This window comes from Natronincola peptidivorans, from assembly GCF_900111615.1.
In the GTDB taxonomy this organism is placed as follows: Bacteria; Bacillota; Clostridia; order Peptostreptococcales; family Natronincolaceae; genus Natronincola_A; species Natronincola_A peptidivorans.
On the sequence record NZ_FOHU01000001.1, the window covers coordinates 84,223 to 105,028 of the forward strand.

The 20,806-nt window shown below is 33.5% G+C and carries 21 protein-coding genes and 1 tRNA gene; 21 read left to right on the top strand and 1 reads right to left on the bottom strand.

Annotation, left to right across the window (positions count from 1 at the left end; genetic code table 11):
- The first annotated feature begins 121 nt into the window (after nt 1-121).
- The 20 genes from sigG (at nt 122) to BMX10_RS00515 (ending at nt 19,187) form a co-directional block, all read left to right on the top strand.
- The gene (gene sigG / locus BMX10_RS00425) at nt 122-895 is read left to right on the top strand and encodes an RNA polymerase sporulation sigma factor SigG (RefSeq protein WP_090437746.1); all 774 of its coding nucleotides are present in this window, start codon (nt 122-124) and stop codon (nt 893-895) included.
- Nucleotides 896-1,013: 118 nt separating this feature from the next.
- Nucleotides 1,014-1,355 (top strand): YlmC/YmxH family sporulation protein, encoded by a 342-nt coding sequence (locus BMX10_RS00430; protein ID WP_090437748.1) that lies wholly within the window; start codon nt 1,014-1,016, stop codon nt 1,353-1,355.
- A gap of 276 nt (nt 1,356-1,631) precedes the next feature.
- Entirely contained in the window at nt 1,632-2,096 is a 465-nt protein-coding gene (gene nrdR, locus BMX10_RS00435) for a transcriptional regulator NrdR (protein WP_090437750.1), read from the top strand.
- A gap of 203 nt (nt 2,097-2,299) precedes the next feature.
- Nucleotides 2,300-3,112, top strand: a complete 813-nt coding sequence (pgeF, locus tag BMX10_RS00440) for a peptidoglycan editing factor PgeF (protein WP_208976087.1) — start codon at nt 2,300-2,302, stop codon at nt 3,110-3,112.
- Between the two features lie 329 nt (nt 3,113-3,441).
- Nucleotides 3,442-4,164, top strand: coding sequence for a YphA family membrane protein (locus BMX10_RS00445; RefSeq protein ID WP_090437752.1), 723 nt, complete (start codon nt 3,442-3,444; stop codon nt 4,162-4,164).
- Complete coding sequence (gene spoIIP, locus BMX10_RS00450) at nt 4,154-5,320, top strand: stage II sporulation protein P (RefSeq protein ID WP_090437754.1); 1,167 nt, start codon at nt 4,154-4,156, stop codon at nt 5,318-5,320. The genes BMX10_RS00445 and spoIIP overlap by 11 nt, the downstream gene beginning before the upstream one ends.
- A 14-nt stretch (nt 5,321-5,334) precedes the next feature.
- Complete coding sequence (locus BMX10_RS00455) at nt 5,335-6,255, top strand: YIEGIA family protein (protein ID WP_090437757.1); 921 nt, start codon at nt 5,335-5,337, stop codon at nt 6,253-6,255.
- Between the two features lie 39 nt (nt 6,256-6,294).
- Nucleotides 6,295-6,489, top strand: a complete 195-nt coding sequence (locus tag BMX10_RS00460; RefSeq protein WP_090437759.1) for a capping complex subunit for YIEGIA — start codon at nt 6,295-6,297, stop codon at nt 6,487-6,489.
- An 11-nt stretch (nt 6,490-6,500) separates the two neighbouring features.
- The gene (locus BMX10_RS00465; RefSeq protein WP_090437761.1) at nt 6,501-6,773 is read left to right on the top strand and encodes a DUF3189 family protein; all 273 of its coding nucleotides are present in this window, start codon (nt 6,501-6,503) and stop codon (nt 6,771-6,773) included.
- A 49-nt stretch (nt 6,774-6,822) separates the two neighbouring features.
- A complete protein-coding gene (locus tag BMX10_RS00470) occupies nt 6,823-7,281 on the top strand; it encodes a DUF3189 family protein (RefSeq protein ID WP_090437763.1) in 459 nt (152 codons plus the stop codon).
- Between the two features lie 42 nt (nt 7,282-7,323).
- The gene (locus BMX10_RS00475) at nt 7,324-8,715 is read left to right on the top strand and encodes a DUF512 domain-containing protein (RefSeq protein ID WP_139176366.1); all 1,392 of its coding nucleotides are present in this window, start codon (nt 7,324-7,326) and stop codon (nt 8,713-8,715) included.
- 29 nt (nt 8,716-8,744) lie between these two features.
- Nucleotides 8,745-10,070: a ribosome biogenesis GTPase Der gene (gene der / locus BMX10_RS00480; RefSeq protein ID WP_090437765.1), complete on the top strand. Its 1,326-nt coding sequence runs from the start codon at nt 8,745-8,747 to the stop codon at nt 10,068-10,070.
- The gene (gene plsY / locus BMX10_RS00485; RefSeq protein WP_090437767.1) at nt 10,071-10,658 is read left to right on the top strand and encodes a glycerol-3-phosphate 1-O-acyltransferase PlsY; all 588 of its coding nucleotides are present in this window, start codon (nt 10,071-10,073) and stop codon (nt 10,656-10,658) included.
- Nucleotides 10,659-10,672: 14 nt separating this feature from the next.
- Complete coding sequence (locus BMX10_RS00490; RefSeq protein WP_090437769.1) at nt 10,673-11,704, top strand: NAD(P)H-dependent glycerol-3-phosphate dehydrogenase; 1,032 nt, start codon at nt 10,673-10,675, stop codon at nt 11,702-11,704.
- A gap of 234 nt (nt 11,705-11,938) precedes the next feature.
- On the top strand, nt 11,939-13,417 hold the full coding sequence (gene spoIVA / locus BMX10_RS00495) for a stage IV sporulation protein A (protein ID WP_090437771.1): 1,479 nt from the start codon (nt 11,939-11,941) through the stop codon (nt 13,415-13,417).
- A gap of 242 nt (nt 13,418-13,659) precedes the next feature.
- Nucleotides 13,660-13,736: transfer RNA gene (locus tag BMX10_RS00500), tRNA-Pro, on the top strand.
- Nucleotides 13,737-13,959: 223 nt separating this feature from the next.
- Nucleotides 13,960-15,837: a molecular chaperone HtpG gene (gene htpG, locus BMX10_RS00505; RefSeq protein ID WP_090437774.1), complete on the top strand. Its 1,878-nt coding sequence runs from the start codon at nt 13,960-13,962 to the stop codon at nt 15,835-15,837.
- 164 nt (nt 15,838-16,001) lie between these two features.
- Entirely contained in the window at nt 16,002-16,178 is a 177-nt protein-coding gene (locus BMX10_RS17870; protein ID WP_170834618.1) for a hypothetical protein, read from the top strand.
- Between the two features lie 405 nt (nt 16,179-16,583).
- Complete coding sequence (locus tag BMX10_RS00510; RefSeq protein ID WP_090437776.1) at nt 16,584-18,704, top strand: ATP-dependent helicase; 2,121 nt, start codon at nt 16,584-16,586, stop codon at nt 18,702-18,704.
- A gap of 78 nt (nt 18,705-18,782) precedes the next feature.
- The gene (locus BMX10_RS00515; RefSeq protein WP_208976088.1) at nt 18,783-19,187 is read left to right on the top strand and encodes a GNAT family N-acetyltransferase; all 405 of its coding nucleotides are present in this window, start codon (nt 18,783-18,785) and stop codon (nt 19,185-19,187) included.
- Nucleotides 19,188-19,295: 108 nt separating this feature from the next.
- Here the strand turns inward: BMX10_RS00515 and BMX10_RS00520 are convergent, their stop codons facing one another.
- Nucleotides 19,296-20,123, bottom strand: a complete 828-nt coding sequence (locus tag BMX10_RS00520; protein WP_090437780.1) for a methyl-accepting chemotaxis protein — start codon at nt 20,121-20,123, stop codon at nt 19,296-19,298.
- 364 nt (nt 20,124-20,487) lie between these two features.
- On the opposite strand from BMX10_RS00520, the gene BMX10_RS00525 reads away from it, so the two are divergent.
- Nucleotides 20,488-20,733: a LexA family protein gene (locus BMX10_RS00525; protein ID WP_090437782.1), complete on the top strand. Its 246-nt coding sequence runs from the start codon at nt 20,488-20,490 to the stop codon at nt 20,731-20,733.
- Nucleotides 20,734-20,806: the final 73 nt, after the last annotated feature.

Consider the following 20,806-nt stretch of genomic DNA (forward strand, 5'->3'; position numbering starts at 1 on the left):
GTCATAGTGACGATTGTCGCTTAAATAATTTTAAATATAAATCTACTGCATAAAAATAATGATTCAGTCAATAATTTAAATATTAAAGGGGTAATTCAAGTGAAAGGACTGATATCTTACAATGCATATCAATAAGGTAGAAATTTGCGGAGTAAACACATCAGAATTACCAGTGTTAAAAAATGATGAAATGCAAAAGCTATTTACAAAGATTAAAAAAGGAGATAATATCGCAAGAGAACAGTTTATAAGAGGAAATCTTAGATTAGTATTGAGTGTTATTCAAAGATTTAACAATAGAGGAGAACATGTGGATGATTTGTTCCAAGTAGGTTGTATTGGGCTAATTAAAGCAATTGACAATTTTGATTTAAGTCATAATGTAAGGTTTTCTACTTATGCTGTACCAATGATTATTGGGGAGATAAGAAGATACTTAAGGGATAATAATTCTATTCGTGTAAGTAGGTCCTTGAGAGATACTGCATATAAAGCTCTACAAATAAGAGATCAATTAATTAATAAAAATTCCAAGGAACCCGTTATATCAGAAATAGCCGAACAATTAAATTTACCTAGAGAGGATGTAGTTTTTGCTTTAGACGCCATACAGGATCCAGTATCTTTGTTTGAACCAATATATCATGATAGTGGTGACGCCATATTTGTTATGGATCAGGTTAGTGACGAGAAAAGTGAGGATGAGACATGGATTGATGGCATTGCTATAAGAGAGGCAATGAGAAAATTAAATGATAGGGAAAAACTCATTCTTACATTAAGATTTTTTGAAGGTAGAACACAAATGGAGGTGGCAGAAGAGATAGGTATTTCACAAGCACAAGTGTCTAGACTAGAAAAAACAGCTGTAAAGCATATGCGGAAGCATATTTAAAAATCCACCCCCAACAGGGTGGATTTTTAAATGAAATTTGAGGCATAAACCAAGGAAAAATATTATAAACATGTTGTATAGTACTAGCTTTATATCTACAATGGTTGGAGGTGATAATATGATTAGAGCATCAGACTTAACAGAAAAAGAAGTCATAAACATAACGGATGGAAGAAGATTAGGGCTAATTACTGATATTGATGTTAATTTAGAAAAGGGCAGAATTAATGCTATCATTGTACCCAATAATGACAAATTTTTTGGATTATTTGGTAAGGAAATGGAAAGCGAAATAACTTGGGCTGAGATAAAGAAAATAGGGACGGATGTTATTTTAGTAGAAATAAAGGGAAACATTGAACCTCATAATATGGATTACTCAGAGAGCGATCATACAGATAGCTACAATTCCTTAGAATATAGACCTCTAAAAAATAGCATCAAAGGGAAGGATCGATAGGACAATATATTACAAATAGAAAAAGACCTTATTCTGAGAAATCGTTGAAAAAAGTCAAATATCTTGATAAATTCCTGTATTTGCAATTGTGTGGGAGCCGTTTTCTATAGATAACAGCTATAATTATTTATAGGAAGTAGTACTGCAATTGTCCCCTGGCAAAGACGAATTTTTTGCAATTTGTTGAAGAATAAAATTAGTTAGACATACACTATAGTCTATATTATAATGAAACTAATAAAAAATTGAGTAGTATCTGAGAGGGGTGAACATAAGATGAACTGTCCTTTTTGCAGCCATTATGAGTCAAAGGTAGTAGACTCTAGACCCACTGATGAAGGCCAATCTATTCGAAGGAGGAGAGAATGTATTTCCTGTACAAAACGATTTACTACCTATGAAAAAATCGAGGAAATACCCTTGATAATCATTAAGAAAAGCGGAAATAGAGAACCCTTCAATAGAAACAAGATTTTGAATGGTATACTAAAATCCTGTGAGAAAAGACCAGTAGCTTTAAAGGATATAGAGAACATAGTAAATGAAATAGAAAAGCAATTGTATAATTCAATGGAAAAGGAAATCAAAACCGAGTTAATTGGTGAGTTAATAATGGATCATATAAAAAAGCTAGATGAGGTTGCTTATGTTAGATTTGCATCCGTTTACAGAGAATTCAAAGATATTAATACTTTTATGGGAGAATTAAGAAAACTATTGAAAGAAAAGACTGATGTCTGATGACAACATGTTACATAAACTGTATTACTGAATTTTAAAAAGCAATAGAGAGTACTCTTTTAAAGGGAAGTTACCTAACTTCCCTATTTCTGTAGAAAAAAGGATTTATTAATCCTGTTTCTATTTTAAAGATTCCTCTGAATTAAGCTTCATTTATTGGGCAGAACTATTCTTGTATTCTATAAGATGAAGGAGTGAGGACGTTGACATTCAAGATAATAGAAAACAAAGGGATAAGTGTCGTTAAAACAAGTGAATTAGAAGAAACTCAAGTGGTACACCATGGGTTTAGTACTAGGATAGGCGGGATCAGTACAGGAGTTTTCAATACTTTAAATATTGGATTTAGAACAAAGGATAGTAGAGAGAATGTGTTGACAAATCTTAAAAAATTTTGTGATGCTATAGATGTCCAGTATCATGATTTAGTGCTTGCAGATCAAGTACATCAGGACAAAATCATCATTGTTACAGAAAAAGATAAAGGAAAGGGAATTCTATACACTAAAGATTATGCTGGAGTTGATGGTCTCATAACCAATGTACCAGGGGTTCCCCTTATGACCTTTCATGCAGATTGTGTACCGTTACTTTTTTTAGATACTGTGAATAAGGTGATAGCTGCTACCCATGCAGGCTGGAAGGGAACTATGTTGAAGATAGGGCAAAAAACAGTCTTAAAGATGATGAAGGAATTTCAATCGGAGCCAAAAAACATATTGGCTGCTATCGGACCGTCTATTGGGAAATGTTGCTATGAAGTATCGGAAGAGGTGGTTGAAAGATTTAACACAAATTTTACAGAACTCTCTACAATAGCATTTCCAGTTAAAAAAGATAAATATATGTTGGATTTATGGGAAGCCAATAGGATTGCATTGAAGGAAATCGGGGTATTAGAAAGAAATATAATATCGGGACAGATATGTACAGCTTGTAACACAGACTTGTTTTATTCTCATCGGAAAGAAAAAGGGATAACAGGAAGAATGGCTGCTGTTATAGCTTTAGCATAAATCATAGGCATACACATATAAAGTTCAATTGCAATATATAGTGTCTACGGGTTCTGCCAAAAGAAGGACTGTAAATGTTATCCTCAGTAGATTAATAGTTAAGGGAGTATGTCTAAAGGAATATATATTAGAATAAAAACTATATTTGTAGCTTATTGGCAAGTCAGAGGATATTTTTAAAATATCTTCTTCTTTTTTTGCATTTTAACAAAATTACATAAAGATTGATTGATATTTATAACACCAGCTTTTTGTATAGTTTCACTCAGCGAAGGGAAATATAAATACAAATCACAGTATTACTATTTCAATTATAAGGAGGAAAACATATGTCTATAGGAATGATTTTATTAATCATAGTATCTATATTGATCTTTGCAGGCTTAGCAGAAAGGGTATTAGATAGACTGAGATTAAGTGATAAAGCTGCCATAGCTATAATAATAGCTATAGTTGTCTCAACTATCTTTATTCCTGATATCAGTATTACTGAAAATGTCTCTTTTAACATAGGAGGATTTGTCATACCGATGGCTCTAGCAATCTACTTATTTATTAAGGCAGATACAAGCAAAGAAAAAATTAGAGCAGTAGTAGCGGCAGTAGTTGCAGGTGGAGTTATCTATGGAACACAAAGGTTTATACTTCCAGCGGAGCCTGAGGCTCAAAATATAGACCCTAACTATGTATATGCCATTTTAGCAGCAATTGTAGCTTATGTATTAGGGCGTTCCAGAAGAGGAGCATTTATTGCTGGTGTTGTTGGCGTAGTAATCAGTGACCTAATCCAAATGATCATTAATAATATAAACAATATACCAGCACCTACAAGATTTGGGGGAGCTGGAGGAGTAGATACTACAGTGATAGCAGGTGTATTAGCAGTACTACTAGCAGAAATTGTTGGAGAGGCAAGAGAAAGACTGCAGGGAGGAACAGCAAAAAAGAATATGCATTATGAAAAAGGACATTTTGCCAGTACATTAGGAGAAAGGGACAAAAATACCAAAAAAGATATTGATGAAAAAAGAGGTGACAATGATGAAAAATAAGCTTGCTATATGTCTTATATTTCTTTTATTGATAGCTAATCCTTTCATCTATGCAGATGATTGGTATGGAGAGTACGGAAATTATTTTAGAGTATATGATGTTGAAAGCAATGAAATATTATTTAAAACTGCAAGAGAAGTTTCAAGAGGAGATCAATATTTAAGCGGCGATAATAAAATGTATCACATTGTTAGAGTAAACCCTAGAAGTCATCTAGCCTATGCAGAATTTGTAGAAGAGGTACAGCTACCTAAAGTCAACAGAGAAGCTTTGCAAAAGATACAACTAGCAATACAAGAAGGAGGACTGTCAACCCTATTATTAGCACAGGAAGAGGGAGAAGAGAACCAAGAAGAAAGAAAAGTAGGTATATATGCTACACACACTGCTGAATCCTATGTCCCTACTGATGGTTCCGAGAGTATTGAGGAAGGAGGAGGAATACTCCAAGTAGCTGAAGTACTGAAAAATAGCTTTGATGGCCATGGTGTTGAAGCCACCTTTGATAATACTCCACATATACCCCATGACGCAGGAGCATATAAAAGAGCCAGAAGAACAGCTGTACAGCTGATGAGAGAACATGGTGCAAATGCATTAATAGATGTTCACAGAGATGCTGTGCCAGCAGAACAGTATATTACAGAAATTGAAGGAGAGCCCGCCACAAAGGTAAGGTTGGTTATTGGAAGGCGCAATCAAAATTTTAAAGCCAATGAAGAGTTGGCGATGCAAGTAAAGGCTGTAGCAGATGAAATGCACCCGGAATTAATAAAAGATATATTTTATGCAAAAGGTGACTATAATCAAGACTTGACACCAAGAGCTATGCTGGTAGAAATGGGTACTTATGAACATACAAGACAAAGGGCTGAAACAGCTGCCGGGTATTTATCTGAGGTAGTAACAACTGCATTGTTTGGTGGTATTATCGAAGAAGAGGGAGCTGCAGATGGGACTCCACCAGCAGAAACAGGAGGCGTACAGGAAAGCAATAGAGGCGCTGGTTTGGGGACAATAGGACTTATTGCAGTGATAGGAATTGGAGGTTTTGCCTTCTTGTTTCTAAGCAGTGGTGGGAAGGAATGGAAATCAAAGCTTGGTAATTTTAAACAAGAATTTGCAAACTTGCTAGGAAGAAGAAAGAAAAAATAGGTGGGTGCTATAAATTGGACAAACATTTTATTACAATTGTAATATCAGTTATTTTGGGTGTTATAGCTAGAACTTACATGATGAGAATTGACTATAGACAATACCCTACCTATCCACAGGCATATTTATCCCATTTTACACTAGGGGTTATCGCAGCTGGATTAGGAGCAGTGGTTATACCTGCCATTACAGAAAAGGAGTATGTAGCTATTACTTTTCTAGCTATAGCAGCCCAGCATTTTAGAGACGTAAGAAGTATGGAAAGGGAAAGTCTAGATAATATTGAACCCACTGAGCTGGTACCTAAAGGTACCGCCTATATAGAAGATATAGCAAAGACCTTTGAGGCAAGAAATTATATGGCAATAATAACAGCTACGGCCACAGGAACTGCAATGTATATAGGAGAAGTATTAGAAATACCTATCCTCTTAAGAACCTTATTGGGGATTATTGTTGGGGTAATTATTATTTTTCTATTAAACAAAATGCTGCAGACAAGATTTGTTGCAGATATAGCTGAAATCAAGGAGGCAGAGATTACCTTTGAGGGACCAATATTAACGATAGCAGGCGTAGGGGTTATGAATATAGGTCTAAAGGAATCAAGAGAAGTCTTTTTAGCCAATGGCTTGGCAGTAGAAATGATTCCAAAGGACCCCAATGCAGTAGCAGTATTATCAAATATAGGACAAAGACAAGCTATTCAGCACAATGTAGCTATTCAATTAGGCATACGAAAGGATATGGATGAACCAGATTTTACCCCCATTGCAAGAAGAAACCCTGAAAACGGCAATATCGTAATGGCAATTGTTGCAATGGAGCCAGATATGGAATGTTTAATTGAGGCTGTAAAAAGAACACCTGTATTAGAATCCTCAAAAAGGAAGCCCTTAGACTCTTATGTGGGTGAACAAATTAAACATAGTTAATATATAAAAATAGCCAAGGAAATGATGGAGGCTTGAATAATGGAAATAGGTTTAAAGGAGTTTATAATAGCAATTGTTACACTCAATAAAGATATGGTAAATAGTTCAACTGCACCGATTTTTTATGCTGCTAACGAAGAGCATTTAGAAAGACTAGCATTATTAATAGCTAAAACTACAAGAGGAATGGTGCATGATTTAGAGGGAGGCACTTATATTATTGTTAAACATTAGGTGATAGATATATGAAAATAGTATATGCATATAAAAAAAATATTTATGCAGCCTATAGAGCTGCATATCTTCATTTATCATTAAATCCACAATTGATTCCTAAGTCTAGGAGAGAATTAATGCGTTCTCATGAAAATATAAAACCCTATTACTTAGGAATTGATGAAGATTTAAATGAAATATATATCGCTAGTTGTGGAAGGAATTATACAATATTTCAAAATGCCATGGAGGGGATAGGGCGTATTTATGGGGAAGAAGTGCAGATAATCCTTATTCATTAGGGATATAGAATTAATCCTTACATATCAAAAAGAAAAGAGGTTATTGCCTATGAAAATTATATATAGTTGCTTTGGTGGAGCCCATTCCTCTGTTGTAACAGCAGCAATTCACATGGGCTACTTACCTAATAACAGCTTACCATCTAAGGAGGAAATACTAGCTGTTCCTTTTTATGATAAAGCACAAAACAATGAGATAGGTATCCCACATTATATGGGAAAGGATCAGAATAACCACATAATCTATATTATGGGGATGGGGCATGCAAGGGATTACTATACTGAAATGTTATATGAGTTCTACAATGAAGTGGCGCCCTATAATAATAAAGATATTATTATCATCAATGTTACATCATTGCTGAACAATTATACTAGATTAGGGGGCTTTATGTCTAGAAGACTAAATATTATTTCCTTAGGAAGGCCTTTAACTGTTTTTGGAATCCAAAAAAATTATTTTTATTTTGCTGAATTAGTTAAAAACCTTAAGGAAAGAATTAACTAAAGGTCCTTGACCATTATAAATACAAAATGATAATATTATTTGATGGTATTAATATATAGGTGTGCTATAATATTAGTATCAGGTACTAATAATATTAAAGTAGGTGTTGTTTTGAAAGAGTCTAGTATAAAAAATATCATAAGCAAGGTAAACCATGATAGCATTGCTGAAGAAGTGGGTCTAGAAGTAGGAGATGTATTATTAAGCATCAATGGAGAAATGATTGAAGATATCATTGAATATAAATTTTATCTAGCTGAAGAATACCTTGAGATAGAAATAGAAAAGCCAGATGGTGAGCAATGGGTCATTGAAATCGATAAGGATTATGATGAGGATTTAGGGATAGAATTTGAGAACCCAATCATAGCCGAAGCAAAGAGCTGTAAAAACAAATGTATGTTTTGTTTTATTGATCAATTACCTAAAGATATGAGAAAAAGCCTTTATTTTAAAGATGACGACTCACGGTTATCTTTTCTACATGGTAATTATATCACCTTAACCAATATGAGGGATGAAGACATTGATAAGATTATACAATATAGAATTAGCCCCATAAACATTTCTGTACATACCACAAATGGTCAGTTGAGAAAAAAAATGCTTAACAATCCTAAAGCAGGGAATATTTTGGGTATAATAAAAAAGCTGGCCGATAACCATATTGAAATGAACTGTCAAATTGTTCTTTGTCACTGTATTAACGATGGAGAAGAACTGGATAATACATTAAAAGACTTAGGTGAGCTAAGTCATGCTATCAATAGTGTTGCTGTGGTTCCAGTTGGTTTAACTAGATATAGAGAAAAACTCTATCCATTACAACCCTTTTATAAAACTACAGCCTTAAATACAATTCAACAGGTAGAAAGCTGGCAGAAAAAATTTCATAAAACAATAAATAGAAGCTTGGTACATTTATCAGATGAGTTTTACCTATTGGCTGAAATGCCTTTTCCAGCTTATGAGGATTATGATGGTTTTTCTCAACTGGAAAATGGAGTGGGGATGGTGGTGAAATTCAAGAAAGAATTTTATGATCATCTGCAGAAACTAAAAATCCCCAAATTTAAATCAGCTAAGAAAGTAACTGTTTTGACAGGAACTTTGATACATAATACCATGAATGAGCTTTGTCAAGCATTAAACAGCAAGGTGGATAACTTCATACTACAAGCTATTGCTATTCCTAATGACTATTTTGGCGGACAGGTATCAGTAACAGGATTAATCACAGCTACTGATATTTTAAATAGGCTAAAGGGGATAGACCTTGGAGAAAAAATCATTATCCCCATCTCGATGTTAAAATCAGAAGAAGAAGTCTTCTTAGATGATATTACTGTAACAGAGTTACAGAACAAATTGGAAGTAAAAGTGCAGGTATGTGAAGTAGAAGGTAGTGCTTTCATTGACAAAGCTTTAGAATAAAAGTATAGGAAAGAATGAGGTGAAGAGGCATGGGAAAACCTATTGTAGCTGTTGTTGGAAGACCTAATGTAGGAAAATCAACATTTTTTAATAAGATTGCTGGCAGAAGAATCGCCATTGTCGAGGATGAGCCTGGAGTAACAAGAGATAGAATTTATACAGAAGTAGAATGGTTGAATCACAAGTTTACTTTAATTGATACAGGCGGTATTGAGCCAGAATCTGAAGAAATAATTCCAGCACAGATGAGAAGACAAGCAGAGCTAGCCATAGAAACTGCAAATGTGATCGTATTTTTAGTAGATGGTAGAGAGGGGCTTATCTCCTCTGATAGAGAAATTGCAGATATGCTAAGAAAATCAAAAAAACCAGTTTTGTTAGTTTTAAATAAGGTGGATACAAAGGAGCAATCTCCTCATTATTTTGATTTTTATGAACTAGGCATAGGTGATCCAATAGAGATTTCTTCTGCGCTAGGCTTAGGTATAGGAGATTTACTAGATGAGGTTGTAAAAAACTTTCCAAATGAAGAAGCCGAGGATTATGATGAAGACGTTATCAAGGTTGCAGTTATAGGAAAGCCCAATGTAGGTAAATCCTCCATCATTAATAAGGTCCTAGGAGAAGACAGGGTTATTGTAAGTGATATAGCTGGTACCACAAGGGATGCAATTGACACCCCCTTTACGGATGGAGAGGATCAATATGTATTTATTGATACGGCTGGTATAAGAAGGAAAAGCAAAATAAAAGAGCATGTTGAAAGATACAGCGTTATAAGATCCCTATCAGCTGTTGAAAGAGCAGATGTGTGTTTGTTGATCATCGACGCTGAAGAAGGTGTTACTGAGCAGGACAAAAAAATAGCAGGATTTAGTCATGAAAATGGAAAAGGCTTAATCATTGTCATCAACAAATGGGATTTAATTGAAAAAGAAACAAATACCATGAATCAATTTATAAAAAGTGTTCGAACAGAGCTGGCTTATTGTGAATATGCACCAATTGTATTTGTATCTGCCTTAACTGGACAGAGATTAAATAAAATACTAGATAAGATTAAATTTGTTGCTAATCAGCATGCTATGAGGGTTCCAACAGGTGCTTTAAATGAAGTGATAGGAGAAGCTATGTTACTGAACCAGCCGCCTTCTGATAAAGGAAAAAGGCTAAAAATATTTTATGCTACACAAGCTGCTGTTAAGCCTCCTACCTTTGTATTGTTTATTAATGACAAAGAGCTTATGCATTTTTCTTATCAAAGATATATTGAAAACAGAATAAGAGAGAATTTTGGTTTTGAAGGAACACCCATTAGATTTATTAATCGAGAAAAAACAGGAGGTGAAAAATAGGTGCAACTACTGATTGTAATAGTAGCATATATTCTGGGGAATTTTTCTCCTTCTTATGTGATTGGTAGATTAAGTGCAAATATTGACATCCGAAATTATGGTAGTGGTAATGCTGGTACAACTAATGTTATGAGAACATTAGGCTATAAAGCAGCCGTTTTTACCCTTTTATTAGATTGTTTTAAAGGCGTATTGGCTGTATATATAGCTAAACGCTTTGGCTCTGAAAATCTTGCTATGGTGGCAGGAATCGTAGTAGTGTTAGGGCATAATTGGCCTGTTTTATTGAAGTTTAAAGGAGGTAAAGGGATTGCCACTACAATAGGAGTAGCACTGAGTATACATCCTGTTGTTGCCTCAATATGTATTTTCGTAGGAATTATATTACTTATTATATTTAAATATGTCTCTCTATCATCAATCGTTGCCATAACGTTATTACCTATTATTCTGTTTTTTCAAGACTTGAATTATTTTATTTTTGGCTTAGTGCTATGTCTAATGGCACTATATAGACACAAAGAAAATATGCAACGCTTACTAAATGGTACAGAAAAGAAGTTTACTGAAAAATTAAAAGTTAAATAAAGGAGCGTTCTATTATGGATTATTCTTCAGTAGTTGTATTGGGTGCAGGAAGCTGGGGAACAGCTTTAGGCCTTGTATTAACGAGCAATGGTCACTCAGTAAAACTATGGATGCGACGTAAGGAACAGTATGATTTAATAATAAAAACTGGAAAGAACGGTAAATATCTTCCTGGAATCGAGATTCCTAAGGATATACAGTTGTATACAGATATAATTGATGCTATCAAAGATACAAAAATCATTTTACTGACAGTCCCTACACAAAAAATAAGAGAAGTAATAAAAACTATAAAGCCTTTCATAAAACCTGATCAAATTATTGTCAATGCTGCAAAAGGGATTGAGCAAAAAAGCCAATTAAGAATTTCACAAATAATGCAAGAGGAACTACCTAGCCAACCGTATGCAGTTCTATCTGGACCTTCTCATGCAGAGGAAGTAGCTAGAAATATGCCTACAACTGTTGTCGTGGCATCAGAAAAAAGAGAAATAGCTGAAACTATACAAGATGTGTTCATGACTTCAACATTTAGAGTTTATACTAACCCAGACGTAGCTGGAGTTGAGCTAGGTGGCGCTTTGAAAAATGTTATAGCCTTTGGTGCAGGAATAGCAGATGGATTAGGCTTCGGTGACAATGCAAGAGCAGCTTTAATGACCAGAGGAATTAGAGAAATTGCAAGGCTAGGAAAAGCCATGGGAGCTGACATTGCTACTTTTGCAGGGCTTTCAGGCATAGGAGACCTAATTGTTACCTGTACTAGTATGCATAGTAGAAATCGTAGAGCTGGAATACTTATTGGTAAGGGTAAGAACCTAGAAGAAACATTAAAAGAAATAGGTATGGTGGTAGAGGGTATTACCACAACCAATGTAGCCTATGAGCTAGCAATTAAGCATGGGATTGAAATGCCTATTACTGAGGAGATATATAAAGTAATCTATGAGGGTAGAGATCCTAAAGACGCTGTTACCAACCTTATGAGTAGAAGCAGGAAACATGAAATGGAAGAAATTGTTGATATGAATAATGTTGAATGGTAGAAAGCAATAGCATATATAAAAGTTGAGAATTCTTTTGAAAAGGGTTCTCTTTTTTTATGAAATAAGCATATATTTCTATAGGAGTAAATTACTTGTAATAATCATATGATTACTATAAAAATATGAGGCAGTAAATAGGTTGAGTTGTCATATTTTTTTTGAACAATCATATATTTATAGTGTTATGAACTAATCGATACATAGTATTTATCTATATAATTAAGGAGGGATAAGATGGAAAAATATAGTATTTACAGTAATATAGCACAACGGACACAGGGAGACATTTACATAGGTGTTGTAGGACCTGTTAGAACAGGTAAATCTACTTTAATAAAAAGAATTATGGATTTATTGGTTTTACCAAATATAGAAAACACCTATAAAAAAGAACGAGCAAAGGATGAACTTCCTCAAAGCGGAACAGGAAAAACAATTACCACAACAGAACCCAAGTTTGTTCCTAATGAGGCTGTTGAATTAGTATTAAAGGAGAACGCATCCTTTAGGATGAGAATGATTGATTGTGTTGGATATTTAGTAAAAGGGGCATTAGGGCATCAAGAGGAAGGACAGCCAAGAATGGTAAATACACCCTGGTTTGAGAAACAAATTCCCTTTGAAGAAGCAGCAGAAATCGGTACAAGAAAAGTGATCCAAGAGCATTCTACGATTGGATTAGTTGTGACAACAGATGGATCGATAACGGACATAGAAAGAGAAAGCTATATTGAAGCAGAAGAAAGAGTTATTAATGAACTAAAAGAAATTGACAAACCTTTTGCCATTGTATTAAATAGTAGATTCCCAGACAATGCAGAAACACAGGTATTAAAAGATAGTTTAGAAGAAAAATATGGTGTATCTGTTGTTATAAAAGACTGTGCTACTATGGGTGCTGATGATATCCATGAGATTTTAGAAACTGTATTATTTGAATTCCCAGTCACTGAGATAAACTTTAATCTACCAGGCTGGTTAGAAAGCATTGAGTCTAGTCACTGGTTAAAAGCGTCTATTATGAAGGGAATTAAAAGTATGGCAGGAGAAGCTAGAAGACTGAAAAATATTGAGGGCATGTTAACAGGCTTAAGTGAAATTGAAAATCTTAAGAAAGTATCTCTTGAAAGCATTAAGATGGGAGAGGGCTCCGCCTTAATAGAATTAACCACTGATGAAAATCTATTCTATAAGGTTCTGGAAGAAAAAACAGGCTATAATATCCAGGGAGACCATCAATTATTGGGACTTATAACACAATTAGCCATAGCAAAGCGTGAGTATGACAGGATAGAAACTGCATTGGGAGATGTGAAGGGTATAGGATATGGTCTCGTTCCACCAGCTCTGGATGAGTTAACCCTAGAACAACCAGAGATATTTAGACGTGGGAATCAATTTGGTGTAAAGCTAAGAGCAAATGCACCCTCCCTTCATTTTATTCGTGCAGACATTACTACAGAGGTGTCACCTGTAGTAGGTACAGAAAAGCAAAGTGAGGAGCTAGTAAAATATTTACTAGAGGAATTTGAACAAAATCCTGAAAAAATATGGGAGACCAATATGTTTGGAAAGTCCCTCCATGATTTAGTAAAGGAGCAGCTTCAAAATAAGCTTCAAACAATGCCGGAAGACACAAGAGTTAAGCTGCAAAGGACACTACAAAAAATTATCAATGAGGGAAATAGTGGTTTCATTGCTATTATTTTATAGTAGCAGTTAAATAAATAATAGAATAATATATGATTAAGGGGTATAAAGGTATACCCCTTAATGCATCCTTCAGCTATTGTTAAGCGCAGTATTTCACTAATGACTATTTTTCCCAAATGATTTTACCTCCAATAAAATACCACTATTAACTGAGATGTATTAAGTCCTATTTATATGGTAAAACTACTTGACAATAGATCGAAATCCATCTAGAATAGATTATGTAACAAAATTAAGGATATCTGGCTGTGGCGCAGTTTGGTAGCGCGCCAGAATGGGGTTCTGGAGGTCGCAGGTTCAATTCCTGTCAGCCAGACCAGCAAAAACCTGTATTCATCATGGATACAGGTTTTACAGATTTTTGTATGATTTATGCAGTACAAGCTGTGGTCATTATAATTATTTGACAGATTTTTCTTAAAAAAATATTTTAATATCTGGAAAACCATTGACAAATAAAATAAATTTGGTAAATTATAATTAGCACTCTATTAAATAGAGTGCTAACAAACAAGAAGTTTAAATGGAAGGAGAAGGATAAAATGATAAAGAAAGAATTTAAAGCAGAATCCAAACGATTATTAGATCTCATGATCAACTCAATCTATACCCACAAGGAAATCTTTTTAAGAGAGCTCATTTCCAATTCTAGTGACGCTATTGATAAAATGTATTATAAAGCATTAACAGATGAAGATTTAACCTTTAATAAAGATGATTATTACATAAAGATTATTGCTGACAAAGACAGTAAGACATTAAGAATTGTTGACACAGGAATTGGAATGACAAAAAAGGAGCTAGAGGATAATTTAGGGGTAATAGCCCAAAGTGGTTCACTGGCATTTAAAAAAGAAAATGAGATTAAGGATGGTTTTGATATCATTGGACAGTTTGGTGTAGGTTTTTATTCTGCCTTCATGGTTGCAGATTCTGTCACAGTGATTAGTAAAGCCTTTGGAAGTGATGAAGGATATAAGTGGGAATCTACCGGAGCAGATGGCTATACCATAGAGCCCTATGATAAAGAAGCAGTTGGGACAGAAATAATCCTAAAACTAAAAGAAGATTCCGAAGATGAAAAATACCAGGACTTCTTAGAAGAATATAGATTAAAGTCTATTATCAAGAAATATTCAGATTTTATTAGATATCCTATTAAGATGGATATTGCTACAAGCAGGCCTAAAGAAGGAACAGAAGAGGAATATGAAGATGTGGTTGAAGAGCAGATAGTTAATAGTATGGTTCCTATGTGGCGCAAGAATAAAAATGAGCTTACCACGGAAGATTACGACAACTTTTATTCTGAAAAGCGCTATGGTTTTGATAAACCCCTAAAGCATATCCACATAAGTGCTGATGGAGCAGTAAGATATAATGCCATACTATTTATACCTGAAAAAATGCCATATGATTTTTATACCAAGGATTATGAAAAAGGATTGGAGCTGTACTCAAGCGGCGTATTAATCATGAATAAATGCCCTGATCTTGTACCAGACTATTTTAGTTTTGTTAAGGGAATGGTGGATTCTGAGGATTTATCGCTAAATATTTCCAGAGAAATGTTGCAGCATGATAGGCAACTAAAAATAATTGCTAAAAGAATTAAAGAGAAAATCAAAAGTGAATTACAATCCCTACTAAAGACGGAAAGAGAAAAATATGAAGATTTCTATAAAAACTTTGGCAGACAGCTAAAATACGGGGTTTATAGTGATTTTGGACAAAATAAAGAGACTCTGCAAGAATTATTACTGTTTTACTCTTCCAAAGAAAAGAAGATGACTACCTTAGAAGAGTATGTAGATAGAATGAAAGAAGACCAGAAATACATTTATTACGCTTCAGGGGATTCTGTAGAAAAAATTGACAAAATGCCTCAAACGGAGCTTTTATCAGAGGAAGGCTATGAAATATTGTACTTCACGGACGATGTAGATGAATTTTCTATTCGCATGCTGGGAGCTTATAAGGAGAAAGAATTTAAATCTGTATCAAGTGGAGATCTAGGCATAGAAGAGAAAGATAAAAAAGAAGAAGAGGTGGAAAAACAAGACAGCAAAGAAGTATTTGCCTTTATGAAAGAAGCTTTACAAGATAAAGTAAAGGATGTTAGACCTTCTAAAAGACTAAAAAATCATCCAGTATGTTTTGCAACAGATGGAGAGCTAACTATAGAAATGGAGAAGGTATTAAATGCAATGCCCAATAATCAAGAAATGAAGGCAGAAAAAGTGCTGGAAATCAACATAAATCACGATGTATATAAAGCTCTAAAAGAAGCTTTTGATCAAGACAAAGATAAGTTAAAGATATATACCAATGTTCTGTATAACCAAGCATTACTCATTGAAGGATTGACGATTAATGATCCTGTAGAATTTACTGATAATATATGTAAGTTAATGACATAATTAATTTAATTAAAGCTGCTATTAAGTTAGATCCCCTTAATAGTAGCTTTGTATTTATATGTAACAATCAAGGCTAAAACATAGAGAAATATATAGTTAGCAATAGAAAATGCAGTGGTTAATGCATATTATATAGTAAAACATAATATGGGGGGGAAGTCACTATGTGTAACAATACGAATATATTAGGGTTTACTATAGAAGGGGAGATTGTTCATAAATGTACTGATGAATTATCAACCAGCTGTTTAGTAAAATGTCTTCAATGTGGAAAGATATTAGATATTAAAGGTGGGCCTAAGCCAGTTTTATGCAAAGAGTGTATGGAAAAAAGCAAATGATTTATTGATGCTTACTTCTGTTGCAAGGGAATTACTATAAATATACCTAAATGTTTAAAAAACACTATCGATAATAAATCGGTAGTGTTTTGAGGATTTAATAGTAATAAAGCATAAAATCAATAATAAGTTAGTGGAAAGCAATTTAGGACATTCTTTAACCATAGATTAACTTTAGAGGAAGGTTAAAAAATATGATAAAATATAATGAGGAGTAAAAGTGTAGTAAAAATCTACAAAGCCTAATAGAAAAACTGTAGAAGATGTATTGCTCCAAGGGCCTATTGGTTCTTTCTTCAGTATTACATAATTTTAGTAAAGTAATGATGATTCTAAATTTTAGAACCTCAGTAATTCCAAAAAAAAAAGTACTATTGATTGAAATGTTAAAGAGGATGATGATTTATGTTGGAGATTCAGTTAAATAAGCAACAAAGATTAGCTTCCTTACATAAGGATGGTCCCGCCATTGTTTTAGCAGTTGCTGGAGCAGGAAAAACAACAACATTGTGCGCAAGGACAGCCAATCTTATATTAAAACATAAGGTAGATCCTTTAAAAATAAAAACAATGACCTTCTCAAGAGCTGCTGCTAGAGACATGAAGGAAAAATTTATAAGTTTATCTGGAGAAGGAATCAAAAAAGCTAATGCTGTTGATTTTAGTACAATCCATTCCTTTGCCTTTTCAGTGATTAAATACTATTACAAGCACAAGAATATACCTCTCATTGTTATAGAAAATGAAAAGGAAGAAATAAATAAATATAGTATTTTAAAAGATATATTCAAAAATGTTAGTAATGAATATATTACAGAAGAACAGTTAGAGGAATTGTTAACCTATATCACCTATACTAAAAATATGATGCATAAGCCAAAGGAAATAGAAGGACTTAATACCACCATAAAAAACTTTCCTTTAATATTTGAAACCTATGAAAATATTAAAAAGGAAAAGAATTATTTAGACTATGATGACATGCTGACGGTGATGTATAACATACTACTAGATGAACCAAAGCTTTTAAAAGCAATACAAAATAAATACCAATATTGGCAAGTGGATGAGTTTCAAGATACTAGTATCATACAGTATGAAATTCTAAAACTATTAGCAAAACCAAAAAACAACCTTTTTTGTGTAGGGGATGATGACCAAACACTCTATTCATGGCGCGGGAGTTATCCTAGGATACTATTAGAGTTCCCAAAGGTATTTAAAAAGACGCAGGTATATTTTATGGAAGAAAATTATAGAAGTACTGAGACGATTATTAGATTAAGCAATGAAATTATTGCCTTAAACCAACAACGATATGAAAAAAGCATTTTCACACAGAATGAGAAAGGTTTCCCTGTACTTATCGAAGAGTTTAATAATGAAAATACTCAAATCAAGACCATTGTCCAGGAAATCACACAAAAGAAACAGTTGCAAGAAGTAGCGATTTTGTTTCGCAATAGTTTCTCTGCTATGCCTTTTATAGATAGTTTTCAGGAGAATAATATCCCCTTCTATATTAGGGAGCATAAAATGTCTTTTCTTAAGCACTGGATCGCAAAGGATATCTCATCATTTATCCAATTGGCTTATAAGCCTTATGATTTAGAGCTATTTAGAAATATTTACTACAAACTAAATGCTTTTTTAACAAAACAATCTATGTCTTATGTGGCTCAGGAACTGGAAAAAATAGATTTTGCAGAAAGAGAAGAGATCAATATTTTTGATGTGTTGTTGACATACCCTCACCTTCAATATTATCAGAAAGAAAAAATACTAAAAATCAAGTATGATTTTGGTATTTTTAGAAAACAAAACACCAATAACTTTATGCAATTTATTAGAAAAAGACTAAGATATAACGAGTACTTAGAAAAACAAGAATTAACTTCTAAAGAGGTGGTTAATAATACAATAGGTGTTTTAGAATACTTAGCCAATAATGTAACGACAGGGCTGGAATTTTTAGATAAGATAAAAGGATTAAACCAAGTGATAAAAGAAGCCAGTGCAAATAAAGGCAAAGGTGTGGTATTATCAACTATTCACTCTGCAAAGGGCCTGGAGTTTGATGATGTTTATGTCATTGATGTTATCAATGGCGTTTTACCTAATGCGTCAAGCTTAAATCAATTAGAAAAATATCAGGATGTTTCTGAACTGGAGGAAGAAAGACGTACCTTTTATGTAGCACTAACTCGTGCTAGAAAGCAATTAAAAATATGTTCTACAAAAATGAGATTTGAAAACACCACAGAGGAGTCGATTTTTTTAAAAGAAGTGAAGGAAATCCTGGGGGTCAACCCAATAAAGACAAGGCTTAGACCTAAAGAAATACAGCAAGATGTAGAAAAGATAGATGTAAGTGGTTATAAAAAAAATAAAGAGATCAATCATATAACCTTTGGCAAAGGGCGCATATTAATGCGTAATGATAATATAGCAATGGTTGATTTTGACAGTGGCGGCACCAAGAAAATAGATTTAAAGACCTGTATAAAATATCAGCTTTTAATTTAGTGCTTTATTGACTTTATAATATATGAAAACCATAATATGCTTGTTAAATATTAATAAGGATAGAAAAGGAGAATCATCATGATAAAAAGAATAGAGAAAGAGGAAACATGGCCCCTGAGGCATAAAGTTTTATGGCCCAACAAAGGTATAGAGCACATAAAGCTAAAGGATGATGACAATGGTATTCATTTTGGTCTATTCTATGAAGGTAATTTGATATCTGTTATTTCACTTTTTATTGACCAGGATAGAGGGCAATTTAGAAAATTTGCCACCCATCATGAAGAGCAAGGAAAAGGGTATGGAAGCAAGCTGCTATTGCATTTAATAGAGGAAGCTAAAAAACTGGGAGTTAAAGTCGTATGGTGTAATGCTAGAAAGGATAAGTGTGATTATTATAAAAAATTTGGGTTAGCAGAAACAGAAAAAGTTTTTTCAAAGGATGGAACACAATACATCATCATGGAAAAACATATACGCTAGCAGTCCAATGGGAAAATGTGTTTAAAGAAAATAAAAAAACTCCTTTCAGGCAAGAATTAACAAAAACTCTTGGTCAAAAGGGAGTTTTTTCTGTTCCATAGCTTTATATTACAATTCCCTAGCAATTTCATGTAATATTTCAGAGGTTGAATTGATTTCTTCTAATGCAGAGAGAATCTCCTGTGTATTACGAGCCTGAATTTTTGTTACATCTCCCGTTTCTATAACAGCTTGAGACATTGCTTCAACAGATTTTTTAATATTAGTCAAAATATCATTAATATTTTCAATAGCAGTATTGGTTTCCACAGACAGCTTTCTTATTCTTTCTGCTACTACAGAAAAGCCCCTGCCTTGCTGACCTGCTTTAGCTGCTTCAATAGCTGCATTTAATCCTAAGAGGTTTATTTCTTCTGAAATGCCCTTTATGTATTTAACAATTCTATCGCTTTTACTTGTTTCTGAATTAGAAATCTTGCTCTGGTCCATTGCTTTATCAGAGGAGGCAGCTATACTGTGGGCAGCTGAGGAGATTTCATCTAGACTTGAAGTTGTTTCCTGCAATGATGCTGATAAGGTTTCAGATATTGTCAAGAGCTGCTGTTGTTTTTTTAAGCTCTTTCCTATACTAACTGTCCCTACAGCTTTTCCTTTATCATCTCTTATAGGAATAGTAATGGATTTAAAAGGAATACCAAAAACTTCTTGGGGGATAATGCTAACGATTTTCTTGTTTTTTGTTAAGCATTCATACATTGCATCACCTTTTTGAAGCGGACTTCCTTCTTGGGCCTTAACATCTAATTCCTTGCCTGGGAAGTACTTCAAGAAAGTTTTATCATCAGAGATTCCTACTATTATGTCTTCATCCATCAGCTCACTAATAGAGCCACCTATTTCAATAAAGCAATTTAAAATATTATTTGAATCATGCATTACCTCTCAGCTCCTTTGTAAAAAAGTTAATAATAGCTTTACTTTATTATAGCATTATAAAACTTATATAACATAATATATTTTGAAATTTCTGGTATTTTATTATTCACATAATGAATATAGACTTTTTTAAAAAAATAGAAAAATTATCCTTTACACAGAACATTTGTTCTAGTATAATAAAAAAGAACACATGTTTGAGGAGGAGGGATGAAAATGAAATCATTATTCTTTATAGGAACAGTAAAGGAACTAAGAGAGTACCTAGAGCAATGGAAGAATACTACAGCGAAAAATATAAAGTAATACAAATTTAAACTAAATAAATTATAAAAGAGATAACTAGTCAAAGGAGGATATCTAAGTGGGAAATGGAAAATTATCTATCTTAAGGGCTATAGAAAAATATATTAGAGAAAATGGATTTAATCCAACAGTTGGTGAAGTCTGCAGATCATTAAGTATCTACTCTCCTAACAAAGTACATAGCTACTTAAATCAATTAGAAGTATTGGGGATTATCGAAAAACAAGAGATTTTTCAAAGGGGAGCTATGAAGATTACTGATAAGGGCAGAGAAGTGATTCGAGCCTACGAGATTATAGGCTGATGTTATGATAGATTATGCATTAAAGTACTCATATAATAATAAAAGACCCATTACACTAATATATCAAAAAGGT